The organism is Novosphingobium sp. HNCC26BN242, from assembly GCF_057180525.1.
Genome location: NZ_JBXUGM010000004.1, coordinates 279,445 through 301,330 on the forward strand (window position 1 = coordinate 279,445; position 21,886 = coordinate 301,330).

Consider the following 21,886-nt stretch of genomic DNA (forward strand, 5'->3'; position numbering starts at 1 on the left):
TTAGGTAGCCAGCGGGAGCAGAGGCAGCAAGTGCCGTCCCGCACGGCACCTGTGGAATCACCCCAGCTTTTTCTTCAACAGTTCATTGACCACGCCGGGGTTGGCCTTGCCCTGCATCGCCTTCATCGTCTGGCCCACGAAGAACCCGAACAGCGCTTCCTTGCCGCCCTTGTACTGCTCCACCTTGTCGGCATTGGCGGCGAGGATGGCGTCAATGGCCGCTTCAATCGCGCCGGTATCCGACGTCTGCTTCAAGCCCTCACGCTCGACGATCACACTCGCTCCGTCTCCGGTTTCGAGCATCTTTTCCAGCACCTGCTTGGCGATGGAGCCAGAGATCGTGCCATCGGCGATCAGCGCCAGCAATTCCGCGCCCGCCGCCGGGCTCACCGGCGATGTCTCAAGGCTCGCGCCCAGTTTGTTCAGCGCGCCGAACAGTTCGGAGATCAGCCAGTTCGCCGCCTGTTTGGCCACATCGGCCTCAGGCTTCTTCGCCAGCGTTGCGGTCTCCGCCAGCAGCACTTCAAACCAACGCGCGGTTTCGACGTCTGCCGTCAGCACGCTAGCATTGTAGGCTGAAAGCCCCAGCGCTGTTTCATAGCGCGCGCGCTTGGCATCGGGCAGTTCGGGCAGACTCGCGCGGCATTCCTCAAGGAATGCATCGTCGAGTTCGAGCGGCAGTAGATCGGGATCGGGGAAGTAGCGGTAATCGTGCGCGTCTTCCTTGCTGCGCATCGAGCGCGTCTCGTTCCGGTCAGGATCGTAGAGGCGCGTTTCCTGAACGACCTTGCCGCCGTCCTCGATCAGCGCGACCTGACGCTTGGCTTCCTGCTCCACCACGGCCATCACGAAGCGGACCGAGTTGACGTTCTTGGTTTCGGTACGCGTGCCCAACTCTCCGCCCGGCTTGCGGACCGAGACGTTCACGTCGGCGCGCATCGATCCCTGATCCATGTTGCCATCGCACGAACCGACGAAGCGCAGGATCGTTCGCAGCTTCGACAGATACGCCCCCGCCTCGGCGGGCGAGCCCATGTCCGGGCGGCTGACAATTTCCATCAGCGCCACGCCCGACCGGTTGAGATCGACGTAGGACATCGTCGGGTGCTGATCGTGCATCAGCTTGCCCGCGTCCTGCTCCACATGGATGCGTTCGACCCCGATGGTCTTCTTGGTATCGGGGTTCTTGTCATCCAGCAGAATGTCGATCGCGCCCTCGCCCACGATGGGGTGATAAAGCTGGCTGATCTGGTAGCCCTGCGGCAAATCGGCGTAGAAGTAGTTCTTCCGGTCGAACCGCGACCACTTGTTGATCTGCGCGTTGATCGCCATGCCGGTGCGCACGGCCTGCCGGATGCATTCGCGGTTGGGCACAGGCAGCATCCCCGGCATCGCCGCGTCAACAAGGCTAACCTGCGTGTTCGGCTCAGCGCCGAACGCGGTCGCCGCGCCGGAAAACAGCTTGGCGTTGGTGGTGATCTGCGCATGAACTTCAAGGCCGATCACGACCTCCCATTCACCAGTGTCGCCCTGAATACGATATTCGCTCATCTTACCACCACTTCGCCGGACGGGCTGTAAACTGCGCGCGCTGTTCAAGCGCGAGGCTGGCGTTGAGAACGCCTTGCTCGTCGAATGCCTTGCCGATGACCTGCAGGCCAAGCGGCAGACCGCTGCGGTCAAGCCCTGCGGGCACGGACATGGCGGGCAGGCCGGCAAGGCTGGCGGGCACCGAGAACACGTCGTTCAAGTACATCTCCAGCGGATCGGCGCTCTTTTCGCCCAGCGCAAAGGCCGAGGACGGCGCGGTGGGGACGAGGATCACGTCAACCTGCTGGAAGGCCTCGGTAAAGTCGCGCGCGATCAGCGTGCGGACCTTCTGCGCCTGCGTGTAATAGGCGTCGTAGAAACCTGCCGAGAGCACATAAGTGCCGATCATGATGCGGCGCTTCACTTCCGGGCCAAACCCGGCAGCACGGGTGGCGGCGTACATGTCCTGCAGCCCCGCACCGTCCGGCAAATCGCGCAACCCATAGCGCACGCCATCGTAGCGGGCCAAGTTGGACGAGGCTTCGGCAGGCGCAATTATGTAATACGTGGGCAGCGCATACTTGGTATGCGGCAGGCTAATCTCGACGATCTCCGCGCCTGCATCCTTCAGCCAGGCAATTCCGTCTTCCCACGACTTGGCAACATCCGGGTCCATGCCATCCAGCCGATATTCGCGCGGAATGCCGACCTTCTTGCCACGCATGTCGGCATTCAGGCCTGCGGTCCATGCGGGCACCGGCAGGTTGAGGCTGGTCGAATCCTTCGGATCGAACCCGGCCATCGCTTCCAGCATGATCGCGCAATCGGTCACGTCATGCGCCATCGCGCCTGCCTGATCGAGCGACGAGGCGAAAGCGACCACGCCCCAGCGCGAGCAGCGGCCGTAGGTCGGCTTGATGCCCGAAATGCCGGTGAAGGCGGCAGGCTGGCGGATTGAACCGCCAGTGTCAGTGCCGGTAGCGGCAGGCGCGATGCGGGCAGCCACCGCAGAGGACGAACCGCCTGACGAACCGCCGGGAGCCAGCGGCGCGGTGTCACCCGGCCTGCGCCACGGCGAAATCACATTGCCGAAGGCGCTGGTTTCGTTCGAGGAGCCCATCGCGAACTGATCAAGGTTCAGCTTGCCCAGCATCCCCGCGCCAGCATCCCACAGCTTCTGGCTGACGGTGGATTCATACTGCGGGGTAAAGCCTTCGAGGATCTTCGATGCGGCGGTGGTCTGCGTGCCCTTCGTAGCAAACAAGTCCTTCATGCCGATAGGCACGCCAGCCATCGTGCCGAGCGGCTTTCCGGCGGCGCGATCAGCGTCAACCTTGGCCGCTGCTTCCAGCGCCTTTTCCGGCGTGGTGACGATGAAGGCATTCAGCGCGGGTTGCGCGGCCTCTACCGCTGCGTTGAAAGCGGTGGCGACCTCGGTGGCGGTGAAATCACCCTTGGCCACGCCATCGCGCAGGGCGGCAATGCCGAAATTGGTAAGGTCGGTCATTTGAAAACTTCCAGCGGCGTCCCCGCGAAGGCGGGGACCTTAGGCAGTAATACGAAACGGTCAGCCATGCGGCCTGAGGCCCCTGCCTTCGCGGGGGCGCGGAGGGGGTGGACAATCATTCGATCACCTTTGGCACGCCAAAGAACCCATGTTCCGGCGCAGGCGCATTGGCCAGCACCGCATCGCGCATGTCGCCGCCGGTCAACGGATCAGAGTTCACCACATCGTCGCGCAGGCGCTGCGTGTTGGGGATGACCGCGGTCATCGGCTCGATGCCGGTCACGTCCACTTCACCCAGTTGTTCAACCCAGGCAAGGATGCCGTTCAGTTCGGGCACCATCGCGCCGATTTCGGCATCGGTCACCTTGATGCGGGCCAGTGAGGCTATCTTGGCCACCGTGGCGGTATCTACGGACATGGCGGATACTCTTGTCGAAAAAACAGGAACGCCGCGCGCTACCAGAGCGCACGGCGTGCTTCAAGCCAAGGCAGGACCGCAAAGGCCCTGCCCGGCTGCTATTTCGGTTGTGGCGCGCCTTCAGGGCCGCCAGGCATCGGAACGCCACCGGGCATCGGCGGCATCGGGATGCCGCTGGGCGCTCCACCAGCACCAGCCCCGCCCTGCATGCGCTGCATCTGTTCCATCATCATGCGCTGCTGTTCAAGTTCAGCTGCGCTCTTGTAATCGATCAACTCGACTTCGAAGACAAGGTCCGAATTGGCTGGGATCACCACTTCGCCGGTCTGCGGATTGCGCTTTTCTTCCGCGCCGTAACCCTTGTCCGCCGGGATTTCGAGGACGTACTTGCCGCCCTTCTGCATCTTGCCAAGGCCTTCGGAGAAGCCAGGAATTACGGTATCCAGCGGCAATACCGCGCGCTCACCCCGGTCAAATTCCTTGCCGCTGGCAAGCCGGCCAACATAGTTGATCAGCGCCACATCGCTCTTCGTGGGCGATGCACCGGTGCCGGCCTTGATCGTCTCGATCTCGATCCCCTGATAGCGGGTGGCATAGGCAACGCCTGACCCCAGCACCACGGCGGCGGCAACGCCGAGCCAAATCTTTGTCAGCGAGCCCTTGGCAACGGGCTGGAGCGGAACGCGGGTGATTTCCGACATGCTATTCCCCTGAGGAGCGATTCGGCCTGAAACATGATTCAGATCGCGAATCGCGCCGGATGTTTGAAATGGCTACCTTCGGCACACGGAAAAGGGCGCCGAAGTTCGGCGCCCTCTTGGCCCAAGCGGGCTGAAACGGCAAGAGCCTGATGGAGCGTTTACCGCCCCGTCAAAGCTTACTTTCCGCCGTCACGCTCCATGCGCTTGCGTTCCATCTTGCGAGCGCGACGGACAGCAGCAGCCTTTTCACGGGCGCGCTTTTCCGATGGCTTTTCGAAGTGACGACGCAGCTTCATTTCGCGATACACGCCTTCACGCTGCAGCTTCTTCTTCAAAGCGCGAAGAGCTTGGTCAACGTTGTTGTCGCGAACGAGAATCTGCATAAACCGCTACACCTCAAAACTGTGGCAAGAGCCCGCGAAACCGGCGGGAATCACCTTGAATCAGGAAATACCAAACGTGCCGAATCCGCACAGGGCCGGCCCGAACGGGAGCGCCACTACCCAAATCGGGCAGCAAAGGCAAGCAAAGTCGTGCATTTCCCGGCCCAAGCGTTTAAGGGGCGGCAGATGAACTCACCCAATACCCTGACAGCAACTGCCATCGTCGCCCTTGGCGGCGGAGTTGGCGCCATGCTGCGTTATCATGCCGGGCGCGCGGTCACCACCGTTGTCGGCCCCAACATGGTGTTCCCCTGGGGCACCTTCCTTATAAATGTCGCAGGCAGTTTGCTGATGGGCTTACTGGCTGGATGGCTGGCGCGCGAAGGCGGCAGCGAATCGCTACGGTTGCTGCTGGGCGTGGGCGTGCTGGGCGGCTTCACCACCTTTTCCGCTTTCAGCCTTGAAACCGCGATGCTGATGCAGCGCGGGCTCTATGGCATGGCGGGCACATATGCGCTTGGCTCTATCATGGCGGGCGTGGCTGGCCTGTTCCTCGGCCTTTCCCTGATGCGAGGTGCAGCATGAACGCGCCTCGCAAGGGTCAGGGCGCACTGTCAGACGTCAACGTCCGCCAGTTCACCATCGGCAAGGATGATGAAGGCGCGCGGCTGGACCGCTGGTTCAAACGGCACCTCCCGCAAGTCGGCTTTGCCACCGTATCGCGCTGGGCGCGCACCGGGCAGATCCGGCTGGATGGCAAACGCGCCGATGTGGATACGCGCATCGAAGCAGGGCAAATCCTGCGCGTGCCGCCGGGCAACGCTACCCCCGTCGGCACCCCCGGCAAGGGTGAGCGTCCGCGCGCACCTTTGACCGAAGAACAGATCGCACTGGCCGAATCGATGGTGCTGGAAAAGGACCGCGCCGCGATTGTGCTGAACAAGCCACCGGGCCTTGCCACGCAGGGCGGCAGCGGGACTTATGAACATGTCGACGGACTGCTCGATGCCTATGCCGCAGAAGGCGCACCCCGCCCGCGTCTGGTCCACCGGTTGGACAAGGACACGTCGGGCGTTCTGCTGATTGCGCGTACGCCGGGCAGCGCAGCGTTCTTTTCCAAGCGTTTTTCGGGTCGCACTGCGCGCAAGATCTATTGGGCGCTGGTTGTGGGTGTGCCCGATGTGAAGGACGGGTTGATCGAACTGCCCATCGCCAAGCAGCCGGGCACCGGCGGTGAAAAGATGATGGTGGACGAAAGCGGACAGGGCCAGACCGCGCGCAGCCGCTATCGCGTGATCAGCCGCGCCGGCAATGCGGCGGCGTGGGTGGAACTGCAGCCGCTGACCGGCCGCACGCACCAGTTGCGCGTCCACATGGCCGCCATCGGCCACCCCATCGTGGGTGACGGCAAGTATGGTGGGCAGACCGCATTCCTGACCGGCACGATCAGCCGCAAGATGCACCTGCACGCTCGCAGACTGCGCATAGAGCATCCTGAGGGTGACCTGCTTGACGTAACCGCGCCTCTACCCTCGCACTTTGAAGCCAGCATGGCGCAGCTGGGCTTTCACGAGGAAGACGGCGATCTGGCGATTGATCCGATCAAGCCGATCCCCGAAAAGACCATGCAAAAGCGGGCAGCAAAGGCTCACGCCAAGGAATACCGCAAAGAACGCCGGGGCGAGCGCCGCAAGCGCGCCGATGGCGAAAAGGGCGCAGGCAGCGCAGGCCGGACTCCCACCGGCAAACGCGCCGGGGTCAAGCCAGCAGCGAAGGCTGGGCCAAAAACAGCAGGCCCGAAGCCCGCAGGACCGAAGGTTGCCGGGGCCAAATCCGCAGGCCGGGGTGATGCCAAAGCCGCAGCGCGGCCTGCGGCCAAGCCTGCCGGGGTGAAGTTCGGCGCAGCACGGGCCTCTGTGGCCCGCGCTGCCGATGCCAAGGCCACCGGCGCGCGGCCATCTTCGCGCAAGCCTGCTGGCGGTCCGCCGAAAGGCAAGCCGCGCTGATGCATCCCAATTCCGCCTTCCGTCTTGACGACCGCGACCTGTTTGAGGCGCTGATTGCCGAGATCGGGTTCGGAATGATTTTTGCTACCGTGCCCGATGGCCCGCGCGTGGCGCATGTGCCGCTCCATTCCACCGGCGATGGCGCGGTGCAGTTCCACCTGGCGCGCGGCAATGCGCTGACCAAGCATCTGCACGGGATGACCGCGCTGGCAGTGGTGAACGGGCCGGACGGCTATGTCTCGCCCCGCTGGTATGCCGATCCGGCGCAAGTGCCGACGTGGAACTATGTGGCGCTCGAACTGGAAGGCCGGGTGCGGCGGATGGATCAGGATGGGCTGCATGGACTGCTTGAGACAGTCTCAAACGCCCACGAAGCCAAGGTTTCCGAAGGCACGCCGTGGACGATGGACAAGATGCCGCAAGACAAGCTGCGCGCGATGATGGGCGCAATCGTCGGGTTCGAGATGGAAGTGCTGGCGTGGCGGCCCACCTTCAAGCTATCGCAGAACAAGAGCGCTGATGAACGCGCTCGCGTGGCTGCAGGGCTGGAGGCGCAAGGCTCTTTGGCAATGGCCGAACTGATGCGGAGGCTGGTGCCGTGAAGCCAATATCATGAAACTGGCTATATTCGATTGCGACGGCACATTGGTGGACAGCCAGGCTGATATTTGCGCGGCCATGGACGCGGCATTCACAGCTGCTGGGCTGATCCCCCCCGAACGCCACGCCACGCGCCGCGTGGTGGGCCTGTCCTTGCACGAAGCGATGCGCCAACTGCACCCAGAGGGCGAACATCAGGATCACGCCAGCCTGACCGAACTCTACAAGGACGCCTTTCGCGCCCGCCGCGCAGCAGGCGCGGTGGCAGAGCCGCTCTATGATGGCATTGCCGGACTGATCGCTGAACTTGCGGGCGAAGGCTGGCAACTGGCCGTGGCCACCGGCAAATCGGACAAGGGCCTGGCCCATTGCCTTGCCGCCCATGGCCTGACCGGACATTTCGTGTCCTTGCAAACCGCCGACCGCCACCCCTCCAAACCCGATCCTTCGATGATCGAGCAATGCATCGCCGATGCCGGGGCGGACCGGCTTCGCACCGCAATGATCGGCGATACGGTCTATGACATCCACATGGCCGTAAATGCAGGTGTAAAGGCCTTCGGCGTGGATTGGGGCTACCACGAAACGGATGAGCTGATCGAAGCCGGGGCCGAAGCTGTGGCCACCAGCATTGCCGAACTGCGGGACCTGCTGGACGCCATGGCATGAGCGATCCGGCGATGGGCAAATTCTTCGCGCTGCAGGCGGTGCGGCTTTCCGGCGCTGTGATGCTGCTGTTGGGCCTGATGATCGGCACCGGACGCGCGCCTTCGTTTCTGGCTGGCCTGCCGCTGGAAGCAGGCTATGCGCTGGCGGCCGTGGGCATGGTCGAATTCTTCTTCGTGCCGCGCCTGCTCGCCCGCAAGTGGAAGACAACGGACAGACAATGAAGCGATTTTACAAGGAAGTTACGGTCGAAGCGGCTGACAGCGGCTTCGGGGTGCGGCTCGATGGGCGGGCGATCAAGACCGTGGGCGGCAGGCCGCAAGTGGTGCCAACCCGCGCACTCGCCGAGGCACTGGCAGCAGAATGGGCCGGGCAAGGCGAAGAGATAAATCCCGCGCGCTTTGTCTATCGCGACATGACCGACTATGCGCTCGATGTGGTCGCAGGTGATCCAACCAGCGTTGCCGCCGAAATCCTGCCTTATGCCGAAACCGACACGCTGTGTTATCGCGCCGAGCCGGACGAAGCCTTTGCCGTGCGCCAGCGGCTGATGTGGGAGCCGCTGCTGGCCGCTGCGGAAACGCGGCTGGGCGTAAAGTTCGTGCGGGTTTCGGGCATCATCCACAAGCCGCAACCGCCCGAAACATTGGCGCGGTTGCAGGTTGAACTGGACCGGCTGAACCCGTTCGAACTTGCCGCGCTGCGCAACACCGCCAGCCTTGCCGCCTCACTGGTAATCGGCCTTACGGCGCTGCAAGCCAACGCAGACCTCGACGCGATGTGGGACGCCGCCAATCTGGAAGAGGACTGGCAGGCCGAGCTTTGGGGCAAGGACGAAGAGGCGCTGGAACGGCGCGAACGTCGCGCAGCAGCTTTTGCAGCGGCGGCACGGTTTGCCGGGCTGGCAAAAGCGTAACCCGCGGCGTCCCCGCGAAGGCGGGGACCTCGGTGTTGCTACGGAACACCAGCGTAAACCGCCTGAGGCCCCCGCTTTCGCGGCGGCGCCTTAAGTTTTGATGGCAGGCGAGAGCTTCACCCCACCCAGTCCGCCACCTGCTTGGCCACAGCATTGGCCGCTTCGTTCAGCGCCGGACCAACATACTGTGCTTCCGCATCGGCCACCGGCACGGTGCTTTCAAAGCGTTTCGTCTCAAACTTGCCGCCTGCTTCCTTTATCGCATCAAAGCGCACCACTGCCATGCGGCTGCGCGCATCATAGCCCATGTCGATCAGGCGGCCCGAAAGGTGCTGGTTGGTGGCACCTGGCTCACCCTCGATCACGAGCCGGGTTCCACGCGCACGGATGGTTTCGGCCAGCAAGTGCTGGAACAAGCGTGAGGGGCGTTCGACCCAGAGCGCCTTTTTGAGATAGGCGACATTGGCATCATCGATCTGCACCGGTACGCGTGTGACGGCAACGCGGGCATCGGCTTCTGGTTCAATCACCACCAGCGCATTGCCAAGAGTGCCGCTGGTGCCGCTGCCCACCGCTACCGTGGCGGTGGGGGTGAATGCGAGCAGCGTTTCAGGTGCCTTAGGGCCAAGGCTTACGCAACCGGACAGGGTGGCGAGACAAGCGGCGGCGAGCAGAGTGTTGCGGATCATCTTCATCGCCTTCTCAATCCTTGTAATCGGGCAGCTTGGGACCGCCAACGAAGCCGCCGATGCCCTTGTCATTCAGCTTGTCGGTCACTTCGCGCAAGCTCCGCGTCGTGGCTTGCAGATCACGGATCGCAGCCTCGGCAGCGGGCAAAGTGCGCTCGTTCAGCTGGCGTGCCGCGGGGCGGGCTTCGCTAAGCGTGCCCTGCAGTTCATCCGCCGCCCCTTGCGCCGATTTCAAAGTCTGCCGCAATTGCTTGGCAAGGCCGTTGCCTTCGTCATTCAGCATCGTGTCAGCCGAATTGGTCAGCTTTTCAAAACTGGCCAACGTGTAGTTCGCCTGCCGCAGCGTGGCCTGCAATTCGGCCATCGTGCGCTTCACGTCGGGTGCGGCATCGGCAAGACTGCCGCTGAGGCGATCAGTATTAGCCAGAATGTTTTCGAACGACTTCTGGTTCTTGTCCGAAAGCACCATCGTCAACCGCTCGGTCAGCGTGGCCAGCCGTTCCAGCAAAAGCGGCGCGTTCGACAGGATTTCACCAAGGCCCGAACGCCGCGTCGGGATCACCGGCACGCCTTCGGGACACGTGGCGCGCTTGTTTTCCTTCGGGCACACGATCGGCGGCGCACCCTTGTGCGCACCGGTCAACTGAATCGTGGACACGCCGGTGAAGCTGCCCTGCACGCTTGCTGTGGTGCCTTCAAGGATCGGCACTTTCTTGTCGACCGTGATGCGCACGCGCACGAATTCGGGATCACGTTCCCACAGTTCGATATCCTTCACCTGCCCCGATGGCACGCCCGAGAACGAGACTTCGGACCCCTTGGCCAGACCATCGACCGATTGCTTGAAGAAGATATCGTATTCCGAGGATGCGCTGCGGCTGATCCCGGCGATCCACATGGTGAGCAGTGCCGCGCCAAGCAGCAGCAGCAGCGTGACAAGGCCGACCCAGATATGGTTTGCGCGCGTTTCCATGCCTTGTCCTTATGCCTCACCCTGTTCAGCGCGCGAAGGCGCTTCATGGGAAATCTGTGCCTGTTTCGCGTCGTGTCGCACTTGCGCATCTTGCGCTGCGCGACCGCGCGGGCCGTTGAAGTATTCCTGAATCCACGGATGATCGAGCGCCAGCAGTTCGGGAATCGTGCCCACGGCAATCACTTTCCGGTCCGCAATCACCGCCACCCGATCACAAATCTCGTACAGCGTATCGAGATCGTGGGTAATCAGGAACACGGTCAGGCCCAGCGTCTGCTGCAATTTCAGGATCAACTGATCGAACGCGGCGGCACCGATGGGATCGAGCCCGGCGGTCGGTTCATCCAGAAACAGCAGCTCGGGATCAAGCGCCAGCGCACGGGCAAGGCCTGCACGCTTTTTCATGCCGCCCGAAAGCTCTGACGGATACTTGGCTGTCGCCTGCGCTGGAAGGCCTGAAAGCAACACCTTGTAGCGCGCGATTTCATGGCGCAGCTCGTCGGTGATTTCCGGGTAGAATTCGCGCAATGGCACTTCGACGTTTTCCGCCACCGTCAGCGTGGAAAACAGCGCGCCGCCCTGAAACAGCACGCCCCAGCGGCTGCGGATATCGATATCGGCATCGTCGCGCGCATCGGTGATGGTATCGCCCAAAACTTCGACCTCGCCCGCATCGGGGACTTGCAGCCCGATAATCGTGCGCATCAGCACCGATTTTCCGGTGCCCGATCCGCCCACCACGCCAATGATCTCCCCCTGACGAACGTCAAGATCGAGGCCATCGTGGATGACATGCTCACCAAACACGTTGCGAATACCGCGCACGCGGATGGGGAATGTGTCTTCAGCCATCAGCCCCACCCGATATTGGTGAAGAACACGGCAAAGAACGCATCGAGCACGATCACGGTAAAGATCGCCATGACCACCGCCGCCGTCGTCCGCGCGCCCACTTCTTCGGCGTTGTTCTTCACCTGCATGCCCTGATAGCAACCCGCGAGTGCAACGATCAGGCCGAACACCGGAGCTTTGGTAATCCCCACCCACACATCGTGCAGCGGCACCACTTCCTGAATGCGCGCCAGGAACGTGAAGAACGGAATGCCCAGCGTCAGGCTCGACAGGAACGCGCCGCCGATGATGCCCACGATAGCTGAATAGAAACCCAGCAGCGGCATCATGATCATCGTGGCCAGAATGCGCGGCATGACCAGCGATTCCATCGGCGAAACGCCAATCGTGCGCATCGCATCGACCTCTTCGGTCAGCTTCATCGTGCCGATCTGCGCGGCAAAGGCCGAGCCGGAGCGGCCCGCCACCATGATCGCAGTCATCAACACACCCAGCTCGCGCAGCGTCAGGCGGCCAACAAGGTTGACGGTATAGATCTCCGCCCCGAATTGCCGCAGCTGCACCGCGCCTTGTTGCGCAATCACGATGCCGACAAGGAAGCTCATCAACCCGATGATGGCCAGCGAATTGACGCCGACCAGTTCCATCTGGTGCACCAGCGCCTTCATGCGGAAGCGGCCCGGATGGCGGATCAGCGTGCCAGCGCTCAGCATGATCTGGCCGAGGAACCCGGTGACCTGCAGCATGCCGCGGCCCAGCCCGATCATCACTTCGCCAACATGGGCGGGCACGCGCGTGAACAATGGCAGGCGGTGTGCGCGCACGTTTTCGGCATTGGAATCGGCCTTGCTGATCGCATCGACCAGCTTTTGCGCCTCATCGCTGCAACCGATGATTTTCGCGTCGTTATCGCGCGAAAGCCGCCAGACCGTCCACGCGCCGACCGTGTCGATCCGGGTCACGGCAGAAATGTCGATCTGCGAGAAAGATTCGCTCAATCCGCGCAGCCGCGTGTCCGCAGCACCCAATGAGGCGACCGTCATCGGCCCGCTGAACGCGAGCGTCGCGGCACCCTGCTGATCGGCGGGCATAAGTTGAAATTCGGTCAGTTCCCGCATCTTGCCCGCTTCATGGGGTAATTCTGACAAGGCGACAAGTGCAACACGTGAGCCGTAACGAAGGAACGGGCGTCACGGTTCCCGAAAATGCCAGCAGGCGGGTGCTTGCAGGCGGGCGTTGGGGATGGCAAGGCGCTGGCCCATGACCGAACAAACGCCCGATCAGAATTCAGCCGAGCTTGCGAAGACTTTCGAACCCTCCGGGATCGAAGCCAAATGGTATGCCCATTGGGAGCAGAACGGCCTGTTCCGCCCCGAACGGCCTGATGCTGCGCCCTATACCATCGTAAATCCGCCGCCGAACGTAACCGGCAGCCTCCACATCGGCCACGCGCTGGACAATACGCTGCAGGACGTGATGATCCGCTATGAACGCCTGCGCGGCAAGGATGCGCTGTGGGTGGTGGGCATGGACCACGCCGGGATCGCCACGCAGATGGTGGTCGAGCGCCAGATGGAGGCGAAACAGGACAAGCGCAGCAACTACACGCGCGAACAGTTCATCGACAAAGTGTGGGAGTGGAAGGCCGAGTCCGGCGGCACGATCACCGGCCAGTTGCGCCGCCTTGGCTGTTCGATGGACTGGTCCAGAGAGCAGTTCACGATGGACCCGCACTTCACCAAGGCGGTCGTGAAGGTCTTTGTAGACCTTTACAATCAGGGCCTGATCTACCGCGACAAGCGGCTGGTGAACTGGGACCCCAAGCTGAAAACCGCGATCTCCGACCTCGAAGTGGAAACACGCGAGACGCAGGGCGGGTTCTGGCACTTCAAGTATCCACTGGCTGACAGCGTGACCCGCGACGACGGGCTGGACTACATCGAGGTCGCCACCACGCGCCCCGAAACGATGCTGGCCGATATGTGCGTGGCGGTGCATCCTGAAGATGCGCGTTATGCCAGCGTGATCGGCAAGGACATCCTGCAACCGCTGACCGGTCGCCGGTTCAAGATTGTGGCCGATGAACACGCCGACCCGGAACTGGGCAGCGGCGCGGTGAAGATCACGCCGGGGCACGATTTCAACGACTTCGAAGTGGGCAAGCGCGCCGGAATCAAGGCCGCCGACATGCTCAACATGTTCGACGCCGAGGCGAAAGTCGTACAGACGGCGGACGGACTGGTGCCCGCAGAGTTTATCGGCATGGACCGCTTCGATGCACGCAAGTTGGTGGTGGAGCGGATGAAGGAAGCAGGCTTCCTGATCCCGCACGTTACGAAGGACAAGGAAGGCAACGAAGTCTCCGCCGACTTCGAACCCCGCACGATCCAGACGCCGTTTGGTGATCGTGGCGGCGTGGTGATTGAGCCTTGGTTGACCGACCAGTGGTATGTCGATGCTGCTGAACTGGCGAAAGCACCAATGGAAGCCGTGCGCTCCGGTGCCATCGAGATTGTGCCGAAGACGTGGGAGAAGACGTTCTTTAACTGGATGGAAAACATCCAGCCGTGGTGCGTTTCGCGGCAGCTTTGGTGGGGGCACCGGATTCCGGCTTGGTATGGCTCCAATGGCCAGTGCTACGTTGCCGAGACCGAGGAAGAAGCGCAGGCCAAGGCTGGCGCAGGCGTCACTCTGGAGCGCGACAACGACGTCCTCGACACATGGTTCTCCTCCGCGCTGTGGCCCTTCGCCACGCTCGGCTGGCCGGAAGACGAAAATCCTCCCCGGAACGGGGAGGTGGCAGCACGTAGTGCTGACGGAGGGGTCGAGACCTCACCAGATAGCACTACCGTCTCCGATATCTCCCGGCCCCTCCTCCCCTCCGGGGCACCTCCCCGTTCCGGGGAGGATCGCTCCCTCCTCGCCAAACACTACCCCAACGACCTGCTGATTTCCGGCTTCGACATCCTGTTCTTCTGGGATGCGCGCATGGCGATGCAGGGCCTGCACTTCATGAAAGAAGTGCCGTGGAAGAAGCTTTATCTCCACGGCCTCGTCCGCGCGGCCGATGGCGCGAAGATGAGCAAGTCCAAGGGCAACGTGGTCGATCCGCTGTTGCTGATCGACAAATACGGCGCCGATGCGCTGCGCTTCTTCATGTGCGCGATGGAGAGCCAGGGCCGCGACGTGAAGATGGATGAGCGCCGCGTCGAAGGCTATCGCAACTTCGCCACGAAGCTGTGGAACGCCGCGCGCTTCTGCCAGAGCAACGGGATCACCGGCAGCACCTCAGTCGCCGCGCCTGCCGCCACCTCGGCGGTCAACAAGTGGATCATCGGCGAAGTCGTGGAAACCGTCGCCGCGCTCGATCAGGCGATGACCGACCTGCGCTTCGATGCGGCGGCCAACACCGTCTATCACTTCGTGTGGGACCAGTTCTGCGATTGGTACATCGAACTGATCAAGGGCAATTTCGACGCCGAAACGCGCGCCGTGGCAGGCTGGGTGCTCGACCAGATTCTGGTGATGCTCCACCCGTTCATGCCCTTCGTGACCGAAGAACTGTGGCACGCGCTCGGGCAGCGCGATGCAGAACTGATCGTCGCCGCATGGCCCGATCCGCAGGCTGCCGTCGATCTGGCGGCCAAGCGCGAAGTCGAATGGCTGATCGCGCTGGTATCGAACTTGCGCACTGCCAAGAACGAACTCGGCATAGCACCCGGCGCGAAGCTGGACGCCTACCTGCCCGATCCTTCGGCCCAAACCCGCGCGATCATCGAGGCCAACCCAGCCGTGATCGAACGCCTTGCCCGCCTCAACGGCATCCGTTTCGAAGTAGCGCCCGCAGGCGCGGCGATGCAGGTGGGTGCAGGCGATGCCAACATCGTGGTGCCGCTGGATGGCGTGATCGACATCGCCGCCGAAAAGGCCCGTCTGGAAAAGGCGCTGGCTACTTCGCAAAAGGAAGCCAAGTCGCTCGAAGGGCGCTTGGGCAATCCTTCATTCGTCGAGAAAGCCAAACCCGAAGCGGTCGAAAAAGCCCGCGCCGATCACGCCATGCACGCGGCAGAGGCCGAGCGGCTGGCGGCGGCGCTGGCGCGGTTGGGGTGATGACAGTCTGCAGCCTTCGACAAGCTCAGGCTGAGCGGGGTTTGTTCTTAAACCCACACCCGCTCATGCTGAGCTTGTCGAAGCATGCTACGCTGATCCCCGCCGTGCTGACCCGCCGATGCTAACTCTCGCCACCGTAAACCCCGGCGAACCGGAGGTTTTCTCCTCGCTCCAGGGCGAAGGCCCTAGCATGGGCCGCCCTTCGGTGTTCGTGCGCCTGAGCCGCTGCAATCTGGCCTGCCGCTGGTGCGACACCGCATATACCTGGCGCTTCACCGGCGACAATCGCCCGCACCGCGATGAAGTGGCGTTCGAGCGGACCGACAACCAACTAACCATGAGCGAGGAAGACGCCGCCGCGCTGATCCTGACGCACCCCGAAGACAGACTGGTCATCACCGGCGGAGAGCCGCTGCTGCAAGGAGCCGCACTTGCGCGGATGGTGGCGCTGATGAAAGCGGCCCGCCCCGCCCTGCACGTGGAAATCGAAACCAACGGGACCGTGGCCGTGCATCCGGCGCTCGATCCACTGGTGGACCAGTTCAACGTCAGCCCCAAACTCGCGCATTCCGGCAACGATGCCGCGCTGGCGCTGGTGCCTGACCGGCTCACCGCATGGGCGCAGGAATCGCGCGCGTGGTTCAAGTTCGTGGTGGCCACGCCTGCCGATCTGGCCGAGATTTCAGCGCTGCAGGAACGCTATGGGATCGCGCCCGATCACCTGTTCGTGATGCCCGAGGGCACCGCCAGCGCCACCTTGCGCGAGCGCTCACGCTGGCTGGCAGAAGAGGCGCTGGAACGCGGCTGGCGCTTTACCGACCGGCTGCATATCCACTTGTATGGGGACACGCGGGGGACGTGATCCCACCAGAAGCGTAAGCACAGTAAAAAGGAGCCCGCTCCCCCGCGAAGGCGGGGGCCTCAGGCGTTTTACCCCGAGGTTCCGTAAACTGCACGAGGCCCCCGCCTTCGCGGGGGCGCGCACAATTTTGGGGAATGCGCGTTATGTTGGTTTGCGTGGCTTCGATCAGAACGGAATATCGTCGTCCAGATCGTCGTTGAAGCCGCCGCCACCGCCGCCCTGATTCCAGCCGCCGCCACTCGACGAGCCCCCACGCGAACCACCGCCGGACGAGCCGCCCTCATTCCAGCCACCGCCGGACGAGCGACCACCGCCGCCGCCTCCACCCATGCCGCCGCCAGCACCGGGTGCGCCGTCAAGCATGGTCAGCACGCCGCCCATGCCGCCCACCGAAACTTCGGTGGTGTAGCGGTCATTGCCCGATTGGTCCTGCCATTTGCGGGTGCGCAGCTGGCCTTCGATATACACTTTGCTGCCCTTTTTCAGGTAGCGTTCGGCCACGCCGACAAGGCCATCATTGTTGAGGACGACCGTGTGCCATTCGGTGCGCTCTTTTTTCTCGCCGGTCGCCTTGTCCTTCCAGTTTTCAGAAGTGGCGATGCGCAGATTGGCAATGCGCCCGCCGTTCTGAAAGCTCTTCACCTCGGGGTCTGCCCCCAGATTACCGATGAGGATGACCTTGTTGACGCTGCCTGCCATCGAATCGTGTTCCCTTTTGATCTGGCGGAGTGCCTAGCGCATGACACCACGCGGGGGCGAGTCACCGCGCCACCGTTTCCACAGACCAACGCACCTGTTTAGCCCAGTCCGGCGGCAGTCGCGGTCCAGAAGGTAATACCCGCCGCCGCATAGGCCAGCGCGAACAGGTAGGCGAGCATGAACGCTGGCCATTTCCAGCCATTGGTCTCGCGCCGCGCCACCGCGATGGTCGAAAGGCACTGCGGCGCAAACACGAACCACGCAAGGAACGAAAGCGCCATCGGCAAGGTCCAGCGCGACTTCAACTGATCGCCAAGCGCCAGCGCAGCCTGCTCCTCATCCTCTGCTCCCACGGCATACGTCGTGGCGAGCGAGCTGACGGCAACTTCGCGTGCCGCCATGGCGGGGATGATCGCCAGGCTCATATCGCGGTTGAAGCCTATAGGCTCCAGCACGACCGCAAGGCCATTGGCCAGCGTGCCCGCCACCGAGGCATTGATCTGGTCCTGCCCCGGTTCAGCACGCGGAAAGTTGAGCAGGATCCACAACGCGATGGTGACAGTGAAGATCATCGTGCCCGCCCGGCGCAGGAATATCCACGCCCGCTGCCACAGGCCCAGCGCCAGATCCTTCACCGTTGGCAACTGGTACTTGGGCAGTTCCATGATGAAGCCCGAAGCCGCGCCCTTGGTCACCGACCGGCGCAACACCAGTGCCACCAGCATCGCGCCGACAATCCCCGCCACATAAAGGCAGAAGAGCACCAGACCCTGCAGGCCGATGCCCGGTCCGAGAGCCGTGTTCGGAATGAACGCCGCGATGATCACCGCATAGACCGGCAGGCGCGCAGAGCAGGTCATCATTGGGGCAATCAGGATCGTGGTCAGCCGGTCCTTAGGATCGGTGATGCTGCGCGTGGCCATGATGCCGGGAATGGCACAGGCAAAGCTCGACAACAGCGGAATGAAACTGCGGCCCGAAAGGCCAACGCCCGCCATCAGCCGGTCCATCAGGAATGCCGCGCGCGCCATATAGCCGGTCGCCTCCATCAACAGGATGAAGAAGAACAGGATCACGATCTGCGGCAGGAACACGACGACCGAGCCAACGCCTGCAATCACGCCTTCGGTCAGTAGGTCACGCAACAGGCTTTCGGGCAGGACCTGCTTGGCCAGATCGCCCAGCATGCCCACCACCGCCTCAAGGCCATCGGCAAAGGGCGTGGCCCACGAAAACACCGCCTGAAAAACCACGAACAGCAGCGCAAACAGGATCGGCGGCCCCGCCCACGGATGCAGCAGCACCTTGTCCAGCCGCGCATGGATGCGGTGTTTAGCCGTCTCCGAAACAATAGCCGCGCTGGCAATCTGGTGCGCAAGCATCCGCCGTTCAGGCAAGGTCACATGCGGACTCGGCACTGCCTCGCTGACCTGCGATCGGTCGCGCGCCTCAGCAATCGCCGCAGCCAGTTCAGTCAGACCCCGCCGCCGCACTGCCACGGTGGGGATCACCGGCACGCCCAGTGCGCTCTGCAACGCGGCGGGATCAAGCGTCAAGCCATCACGCTCAGCCAGATCAACCATGTTCAGCGCCACCACGGTGGGCCGGCCCAGATCTATCACTTCTTGCGCAAAAACAAGGTGCTGTTCGAGGTTGGAACTGTCGAGCACCAGCACGATCACGTCGGGCTTTGCCTGCCCTACCTGCTCACCCATGATGACCTTGCGGGTCACTTCCTCGTCCGGGCTGGTGGCATCAAGGCTGTAGGAGCCGGGCAAATCGACCAGCTCCACCGGCTCACCCGATGGCAGAAGCAGGCGGCCAGCCTTGCGCTCCACCGTCACGCCCGGATAGTTGGCAATCTTCTGGCGCGCGCCGGTCAGTGCATTGAACAGCGCGCTCTTTCCCGCGTTGGGATTGCCGACCAGTGCGGCGACGGTGGGCATCCTGCTCATGCTATCGCTTCAACCGTCATCGCGCGGGCATGGACGCGGCGCAAGGCGATAGTCATGCGGCCAATCTCCACCGCCAGCGGATCACGCCCGGCAAATACCCCGCGATAGGCAAGGCTGACCCGCGCACCTTCATCCAGCCCCAGCGCCTGCAAGCGCTGCGCCTCTTCGGCAACCAGCGCGGACCAATCAACTGCGGCGATTCGCGCAGGCGTGTTCAAAGGGAGTTGATCGAGCGTCACCCCTTCCCGCTGCCATAGCGCGGCGGCGATTGCAAGTCATTCGCAATAGAATTGCGCTGGATCAAAAAGAAGGGGCGTTTGGGAAGGTTGCGCTGAAAAGAGTTCACGCAGAGACGCGGAGAAGAAGGAGAGACGCAGAGAAAGCAGCCCCGGCTGCAAAGCCACTCAAATCACGAAACGGATCGGTTTACGCTGCGGCAGAGGTGAAGAGCGGCTCCGCCGCATGTCACACCGTCTCCGCGTCTCCCTTTTCTTCTCCGCGTCTCTGCGTGAAACCCTTTAAACCCTTTAAACCCTTTACTAAACCGCCGGATACCGCAGCCGCCCCAGCATCCGCATCAGCGAAAAGCCTTCGTCCGCACGCGGCTTCATCACCTTGGCTTTCACCTTCTCAAACTGCATCACATTCTCGATCCGTCGATCAAGGAACGCGCGCGTATCGTCATGCCCGTCGCTGGTGTCTTGCGCAAAATAGGCCAGCGTTGCCGCATAGATCGAACCCAGCGTGATACGCTTGGTATAGTGGTTGTAATCGGTGGCCGTATCGCCCGCCAGCCGCCACATGGCGTCCGCGCTCGACCAGCCCATGCGTGCAGAGGCCGCCACATTCTGCGGCATCGCCATGATAGCCAGCGCGCGGCGCAGCGCCTCCTCCTTGCCGGTCAACGCATCCAGCCGGAACTGCACCAGCGTGCGAATGCGTTCGCGGATCGGCAGCGTGGCAAGGTGTTCGGGCGGCAGAGCGTCTGCCATATCGGCATCGATCCGCGCGACCCACGCAGCAATCATCTGCATGGCCGCGCTCTGGGCTCCGTCCTGAAACGCGAAAGCGGCCAGCGCCGGGTCAACCCCCTCCATCTCGGCCGCAGCTGCAACAGCGGCAGGCTTCCAGCCATCAAAAGCGGCTGCTTCGGCAATGGCCGGGGCAAGGCGAAGGCGCATAGCGTCAAGCGAGGTGTCTTCAGTCATGGCTGTACAATGCCCGTATCAGAAAGAAGGTCCATAGGTCTTCTTGGGCGCAGTGCCCTTGGCCTCGGTGGTTGACCGTTCGATTTCGCTCAGCACAGCGCTGCCCTTGTCGAGCGCGGCATAATCACGGGCTGAACGGCCGGAATTGTCAGGCCGGTCAGCATTGGCCCCGGCCTTGATCAGCATGCGCACCAGCGCCAGGTCCTTGCGGTGTACCGCACTGATCAGCGGGGTTTCGCCGGTATTGTTGGCCTCATCAATCCGCGCGCCAGATTTGATCAGCTCATCTACGCCTTCCAAAAAGCCCATTTCCGATGCCAGCACCAGCGGCGTCACCCCGCGATTGTCGCGAGCGTTCACATTGGCACCCTTGGCCAGCAGGAACTGCACCCAGGTCAAATCCCGCCGAGCCACTACAATGTGCAGCGCGGTCTGGCCGGAATTGAAATCCTTGGTGTTGATAATCTGGGTGCCCGGATCATTCAGAGCCTCGGTCACCTTGTCGCCTTCTTTCTTGCGTACGGCTTCGAGGAACTTGTAGCTGTCAGAAAACTGGGCCTGCGCAGGGATCGCGGTGGTGGCGGCCAACAGTATCGCCAAAGCGGCAATAGGCCTGTGGAATATGGCCAGCGACTTCGAAAACATCGATTCCTCCTGTTGCGTGCCCCAGCCGCATATGTGCGGACCATTTAATCAGCAGCCTATATGTTGCTGCGGACTCCGCTCTTGCAAGGGCACAGTTAGCAGAGCATGAACCGCCGCGCCATGACCCGCATGATCAGAACCCTTGCCATCGCGCTTGCCGCAGTCTCCACCTTCACGCTTGCCGCCTGCGGTGGCCCAGCGCGCGAAAGCCCTCCCTTGGAGGGCGCAACCATCGGCGGCGACTTCACGCTGACCGGCAAAGACGGCAAGACGGTGCGGTGGAGCGATTTTGACGGCAAGTACCGGATCGTCTATTTTGGCTACACCTTCTGCCCGGATGTGTGCCCGGTAGATATGCAGAACATCGGCCAGGGCGTGCGACTTTTCGCCAAGGAAAACGCAGCGCTCGCGGCCAAGGTCGTGCCTTTGTTCATCACCATCGATCCGCAGCGCGATACCCCGGCGGTGGTGGGGGCTTTTGCGGCTAATTTCGGCCCTTCGGTGGTGGGCCTCACCGGCACGCAGGCGCAGATCGATGCCGTGGCCAAGAAGTGGGCCGTGTTCCATTCACGGCGCGATGGTTCCAGCCCCACCGACTATCTCATGGATCACAGCCGCGGCGTGTTTCTGATGGGACCCAAGGGTGAACCCATCGCCCTACTGCCGGCGGAAAAGAGCGGTCAGGCCGTGGCCGCTGAACTGGCAAAGTGGGTGCATTGAGTTCCGACCGCTTCTGGGAAAAGCCGGTGGAGGCGCTCACCCGCGAACAGTGGGAAGCGCTGTGCGACGGCTGCGGCAAATGCTGCCTGCACAAGCTGGAAGATGATGCCACCGGCGATGTCTATCACACCAATGTCGCGTGCAAGCTGCTGGACCTGAAGACCGGGCGCTGCAGCGATTACAAGCACCGCCGCGCCTATGTGCCCGATTGCCTGCGGTTGACGCCAAAGTTGGCGCGCGATCTGCCGTGGCTGCCCGATACATGCGCCTATCGCCTGCGCGCCGATGGCGATCCCCTGCCCGATTGGCACTATCTGATTTCAGGGGACCGCGATGCGGTGCACAAGGCCGGGCAATCGATGATCGGCAAGGCCATCAGCGAGACAGTCGCGGGGCCTTTGGAAGAGCATATCGTGCCATCGGACTATTTCGATGGGTGAAGGGCG

24 protein-coding genes are annotated in these 21,886 nt (G+C 62.7%); 10 read left to right on the forward strand and 14 right to left on the reverse strand.

Features of this window, described 5'->3' with window-relative positions:
- Window positions 1-57 precede the first annotated feature (57 nt).
- The 5 genes from gatB to rpsU form a co-directional block, all read right to left on the reverse strand.
- Window positions 58-1,551: an Asp-tRNA(Asn)/Glu-tRNA(Gln) amidotransferase subunit GatB gene (gene gatB / locus AC2A1F_RS16565; RefSeq protein ID WP_484209881.1), complete on the reverse strand. Its 1,494-nt coding sequence runs from the start codon at window positions 1,549-1,551 to the stop codon at window positions 58-60.
- Window position 1,552: 1 nt separating this feature from the next.
- Complete coding sequence (gatA, locus tag AC2A1F_RS16570; protein WP_484209882.1) at window positions 1,553-3,037, reverse strand: Asp-tRNA(Asn)/Glu-tRNA(Gln) amidotransferase subunit GatA; 1,485 nt, start codon at window positions 3,035-3,037, stop codon at window positions 1,553-1,555.
- Between the two features lie 115 nt (window positions 3,038-3,152).
- Window positions 3,153-3,455 (reverse strand): Asp-tRNA(Asn)/Glu-tRNA(Gln) amidotransferase subunit GatC, encoded by a 303-nt coding sequence (gene gatC, locus AC2A1F_RS16575; RefSeq protein ID WP_484209883.1) that lies wholly within the window; start codon window positions 3,453-3,455, stop codon window positions 3,153-3,155.
- A gap of 98 nt (window positions 3,456-3,553) precedes the next feature.
- Window positions 3,554-4,156, reverse strand: coding sequence for an FKBP-type peptidyl-prolyl cis-trans isomerase (locus tag AC2A1F_RS16580; RefSeq protein WP_484209884.1), 603 nt, complete (start codon window positions 4,154-4,156; stop codon window positions 3,554-3,556).
- A gap of 176 nt (window positions 4,157-4,332) precedes the next feature.
- The gene (gene rpsU, locus AC2A1F_RS16585) at window positions 4,333-4,539 is read right to left on the reverse strand and encodes a 30S ribosomal protein S21 (RefSeq protein WP_292622754.1); all 207 of its coding nucleotides are present in this window, start codon (window positions 4,537-4,539) and stop codon (window positions 4,333-4,335) included.
- 186 nt (window positions 4,540-4,725) lie between these two features.
- Here rpsU and crcB point away from each other — a divergent pair, with 186 nt between their 5' ends.
- From crcB to AC2A1F_RS16615, 6 genes are read left to right on the forward strand one after another with little or no spacing between them, the layout of a single operon-like run.
- The gene (crcB, locus tag AC2A1F_RS16590) at window positions 4,726-5,124 is read left to right on the forward strand and encodes a fluoride efflux transporter CrcB (protein ID WP_484209885.1); all 399 of its coding nucleotides are present in this window, start codon (window positions 4,726-4,728) and stop codon (window positions 5,122-5,124) included.
- Complete coding sequence (locus AC2A1F_RS16595; protein ID WP_484209886.1) at window positions 5,121-6,545, forward strand: RluA family pseudouridine synthase; 1,425 nt, start codon at window positions 5,121-5,123, stop codon at window positions 6,543-6,545. The genes crcB and AC2A1F_RS16595 overlap by 4 nt, the downstream gene beginning before the upstream one ends.
- Window positions 6,545-7,147 carry an FMN-binding negative transcriptional regulator gene (locus tag AC2A1F_RS16600; protein ID WP_484209887.1) on the forward strand — a complete coding sequence of 201 codons (603 nt, stop codon included), beginning with the start codon at window positions 6,545-6,547 and terminating at the stop codon, window positions 7,145-7,147. The genes AC2A1F_RS16595 and AC2A1F_RS16600 overlap by 1 nt, the downstream gene beginning before the upstream one ends.
- Window positions 7,148-7,157: 10 nt before the next feature.
- Window positions 7,158-7,814, forward strand: a complete 657-nt coding sequence (locus tag AC2A1F_RS16605; protein WP_484209888.1) for an HAD-IA family hydrolase — start codon at window positions 7,158-7,160, stop codon at window positions 7,812-7,814.
- Window positions 7,811-8,035: a hypothetical protein gene (locus tag AC2A1F_RS16610; protein ID WP_484209889.1), complete on the forward strand. Its 225-nt coding sequence runs from the start codon at window positions 7,811-7,813 to the stop codon at window positions 8,033-8,035. The genes AC2A1F_RS16605 and AC2A1F_RS16610 overlap by 4 nt, the downstream gene beginning before the upstream one ends.
- Window positions 8,032-8,727: an ATP12 family chaperone protein gene (locus AC2A1F_RS16615; protein WP_484209890.1), complete on the forward strand. Its 696-nt coding sequence runs from the start codon at window positions 8,032-8,034 to the stop codon at window positions 8,725-8,727. The genes AC2A1F_RS16610 and AC2A1F_RS16615 overlap by 4 nt, the downstream gene beginning before the upstream one ends.
- A 116-nt stretch (window positions 8,728-8,843) precedes the next feature.
- On the opposite strand, the gene AC2A1F_RS16620 is transcribed toward AC2A1F_RS16615, so the two are convergent.
- Genes AC2A1F_RS16620 through AC2A1F_RS16635 form a run of 4 tightly spaced genes read right to left on the reverse strand, consistent with a single transcriptional unit; the run spans window position 8,844 to window position 12,359 of the window.
- Window positions 8,844-9,416 (reverse strand): ABC-type transport auxiliary lipoprotein family protein, encoded by a 573-nt coding sequence (locus AC2A1F_RS16620; protein WP_484209891.1) that lies wholly within the window; start codon window positions 9,414-9,416, stop codon window positions 8,844-8,846.
- Window positions 9,417-9,429: 13 nt separating this feature from the next.
- The gene (locus AC2A1F_RS16625; RefSeq protein ID WP_484209892.1) at window positions 9,430-10,389 is read right to left on the reverse strand and encodes an MlaD family protein; all 960 of its coding nucleotides are present in this window, start codon (window positions 10,387-10,389) and stop codon (window positions 9,430-9,432) included.
- Window positions 10,390-10,398: 9 nt separating this feature from the next.
- The gene (locus AC2A1F_RS16630; RefSeq protein ID WP_484209893.1) at window positions 10,399-11,241 is read right to left on the reverse strand and encodes an ABC transporter ATP-binding protein; all 843 of its coding nucleotides are present in this window, start codon (window positions 11,239-11,241) and stop codon (window positions 10,399-10,401) included.
- The gene (locus AC2A1F_RS16635; RefSeq protein WP_484209987.1) at window positions 11,241-12,359 is read right to left on the reverse strand and encodes an ABC transporter permease; all 1,119 of its coding nucleotides are present in this window, start codon (window positions 12,357-12,359) and stop codon (window positions 11,241-11,243) included. The genes AC2A1F_RS16630 and AC2A1F_RS16635 overlap by 1 nt, the downstream gene beginning before the upstream one ends.
- A gap of 142 nt (window positions 12,360-12,501) precedes the next feature.
- Here AC2A1F_RS16635 and AC2A1F_RS16640 point away from each other — a divergent pair, with 142 nt between their 5' ends.
- Window positions 12,502-15,351, forward strand: a complete 2,850-nt coding sequence (locus AC2A1F_RS16640) for a valine--tRNA ligase (protein ID WP_484209894.1) — start codon at window positions 12,502-12,504, stop codon at window positions 15,349-15,351.
- Between the two features lie 118 nt (window positions 15,352-15,469).
- Window positions 15,470-16,213, forward strand: coding sequence for a 7-carboxy-7-deazaguanine synthase QueE (locus AC2A1F_RS16645; RefSeq protein WP_484209895.1), 744 nt, complete (start codon window positions 15,470-15,472; stop codon window positions 16,211-16,213).
- Between the two features lie 165 nt (window positions 16,214-16,378).
- Here the strand turns inward: AC2A1F_RS16645 and ssb are convergent, their stop codons facing one another.
- The 5 genes from ssb to AC2A1F_RS16670 form a co-directional block, all read right to left on the reverse strand.
- Window positions 16,379-16,912: a single-stranded DNA-binding protein gene (ssb, locus tag AC2A1F_RS16650; RefSeq protein WP_484209896.1), complete on the reverse strand. Its 534-nt coding sequence runs from the start codon at window positions 16,910-16,912 to the stop codon at window positions 16,379-16,381.
- Window positions 16,913-17,010: 98 nt separating this feature from the next.
- On the reverse strand, window positions 17,011-18,867 hold the full coding sequence (feoB, locus tag AC2A1F_RS16655) for a ferrous iron transporter B (RefSeq protein WP_484209897.1): 1,857 nt from the start codon (window positions 18,865-18,867) through the stop codon (window positions 17,011-17,013).
- Window positions 18,864-19,106: a FeoA family protein gene (locus AC2A1F_RS16660; protein WP_463160433.1), complete on the reverse strand. Its 243-nt coding sequence runs from the start codon at window positions 19,104-19,106 to the stop codon at window positions 18,864-18,866. The genes feoB and AC2A1F_RS16660 overlap by 4 nt, the downstream gene beginning before the upstream one ends.
- Window positions 19,107-19,406: 300 nt before the next feature.
- A complete protein-coding gene (locus AC2A1F_RS16665; protein WP_484209898.1) occupies window positions 19,407-20,075 on the reverse strand; it encodes a COQ9 family protein in 669 nt (222 codons plus the stop codon).
- A gap of 18 nt (window positions 20,076-20,093) precedes the next feature.
- Complete coding sequence (locus AC2A1F_RS16670; RefSeq protein WP_484209899.1) at window positions 20,094-20,720, reverse strand: ankyrin repeat domain-containing protein; 627 nt, start codon at window positions 20,718-20,720, stop codon at window positions 20,094-20,096.
- Window positions 20,721-20,825: 105 nt separating this feature from the next.
- Between AC2A1F_RS16670 and AC2A1F_RS16675 the strand changes: the two genes are divergently transcribed.
- Window positions 20,826-21,440 (forward strand): SCO family protein, encoded by a 615-nt coding sequence (locus AC2A1F_RS16675; protein WP_484209900.1) that lies wholly within the window; start codon window positions 20,826-20,828, stop codon window positions 21,438-21,440.
- Complete coding sequence (locus AC2A1F_RS16680; protein WP_484209901.1) at window positions 21,437-21,880, forward strand: YcgN family cysteine cluster protein; 444 nt, start codon at window positions 21,437-21,439, stop codon at window positions 21,878-21,880. The genes AC2A1F_RS16675 and AC2A1F_RS16680 overlap by 4 nt, the downstream gene beginning before the upstream one ends.
- The last annotated feature ends 6 nt before the right edge of the window (window positions 21,881-21,886 follow it).

Coding starts and splice junctions, on each gene's coding strand:
- AC2A1F_RS16630 (WP_484209893.1), bottom strand. CDS start 11,241: ATGGCTGAAGACACATTCCCCATCCGCGTGCGCGGTATTCGCAACGTG.
- AC2A1F_RS16625 (WP_484209892.1), bottom strand. CDS start 10,389: ATGGAAACGCGCGCAAACCATATCTGGGTCGGCCTTGTCACGCTGCTG.
- AC2A1F_RS16635 (WP_484209987.1), bottom strand. CDS start 12,359: ATGCGGGAACTGACCGAATTTCAACTTATGCCCGCCGATCAGCAGGGT.
- feoB (WP_484209897.1), bottom strand. CDS start 18,867: ATGAGCAGGATGCCCACCGTCGCCGCACTGGTCGGCAATCCCAACGCG.
- AC2A1F_RS16670 (WP_484209899.1), bottom strand. CDS start 20,720: ATGTTTTCGAAGTCGCTGGCCATATTCCACAGGCCTATTGCCGCTTTG.
- AC2A1F_RS16675 (WP_484209900.1), top strand. CDS start 20,826: ATGAACCGCCGCGCCATGACCCGCATGATCAGAACCCTTGCCATCGCG.
- ssb (WP_484209896.1), bottom strand. CDS start 16,912: ATGGCAGGCAGCGTCAACAAGGTCATCCTCATCGGTAATCTGGGGGCA.
- AC2A1F_RS16605 (WP_484209888.1), top strand. CDS start 7,158: ATGAAACTGGCTATATTCGATTGCGACGGCACATTGGTGGACAGCCAG.
- AC2A1F_RS16645 (WP_484209895.1), top strand. CDS start 15,470: ATGCTAACTCTCGCCACCGTAAACCCCGGCGAACCGGAGGTTTTCTCC.
- AC2A1F_RS16595 (WP_484209886.1), top strand. CDS start 5,121: ATGAACGCGCCTCGCAAGGGTCAGGGCGCACTGTCAGACGTCAACGTC.
- AC2A1F_RS16610 (WP_484209889.1), top strand. CDS start 7,811: ATGAGCGATCCGGCGATGGGCAAATTCTTCGCGCTGCAGGCGGTGCGG.
- AC2A1F_RS16615 (WP_484209890.1), top strand. CDS start 8,032: ATGAAGCGATTTTACAAGGAAGTTACGGTCGAAGCGGCTGACAGCGGC.
- AC2A1F_RS16640 (WP_484209894.1), top strand. CDS start 12,502: ATGACCGAACAAACGCCCGATCAGAATTCAGCCGAGCTTGCGAAGACT.
- AC2A1F_RS16580 (WP_484209884.1), bottom strand. CDS start 4,156: ATGTCGGAAATCACCCGCGTTCCGCTCCAGCCCGTTGCCAAGGGCTCG.
- AC2A1F_RS16620 (WP_484209891.1), bottom strand. CDS start 9,416: ATGATCCGCAACACTCTGCTCGCCGCCGCTTGTCTCGCCACCCTGTCC.
- gatB (WP_484209881.1), bottom strand. CDS start 1,551: ATGAGCGAATATCGTATTCAGGGCGACACTGGTGAATGGGAGGTCGTG.
- rpsU (WP_292622754.1), bottom strand. CDS start 4,539: ATGCAGATTCTCGTTCGCGACAACAACGTTGACCAAGCTCTTCGCGCT.
- gatC (WP_484209883.1), bottom strand. CDS start 3,455: ATGTCCGTAGATACCGCCACGGTGGCCAAGATAGCCTCACTGGCCCGC.
- AC2A1F_RS16665 (WP_484209898.1), bottom strand. CDS start 20,075: ATGACTGAAGACACCTCGCTTGACGCTATGCGCCTTCGCCTTGCCCCG.
- AC2A1F_RS16600 (WP_484209887.1), top strand. CDS start 6,545: ATGCATCCCAATTCCGCCTTCCGTCTTGACGACCGCGACCTGTTTGAG.
- crcB (WP_484209885.1), top strand. CDS start 4,726: ATGAACTCACCCAATACCCTGACAGCAACTGCCATCGTCGCCCTTGGC.
- gatA (WP_484209882.1), bottom strand. CDS start 3,037: ATGACCGACCTTACCAATTTCGGCATTGCCGCCCTGCGCGATGGCGTG.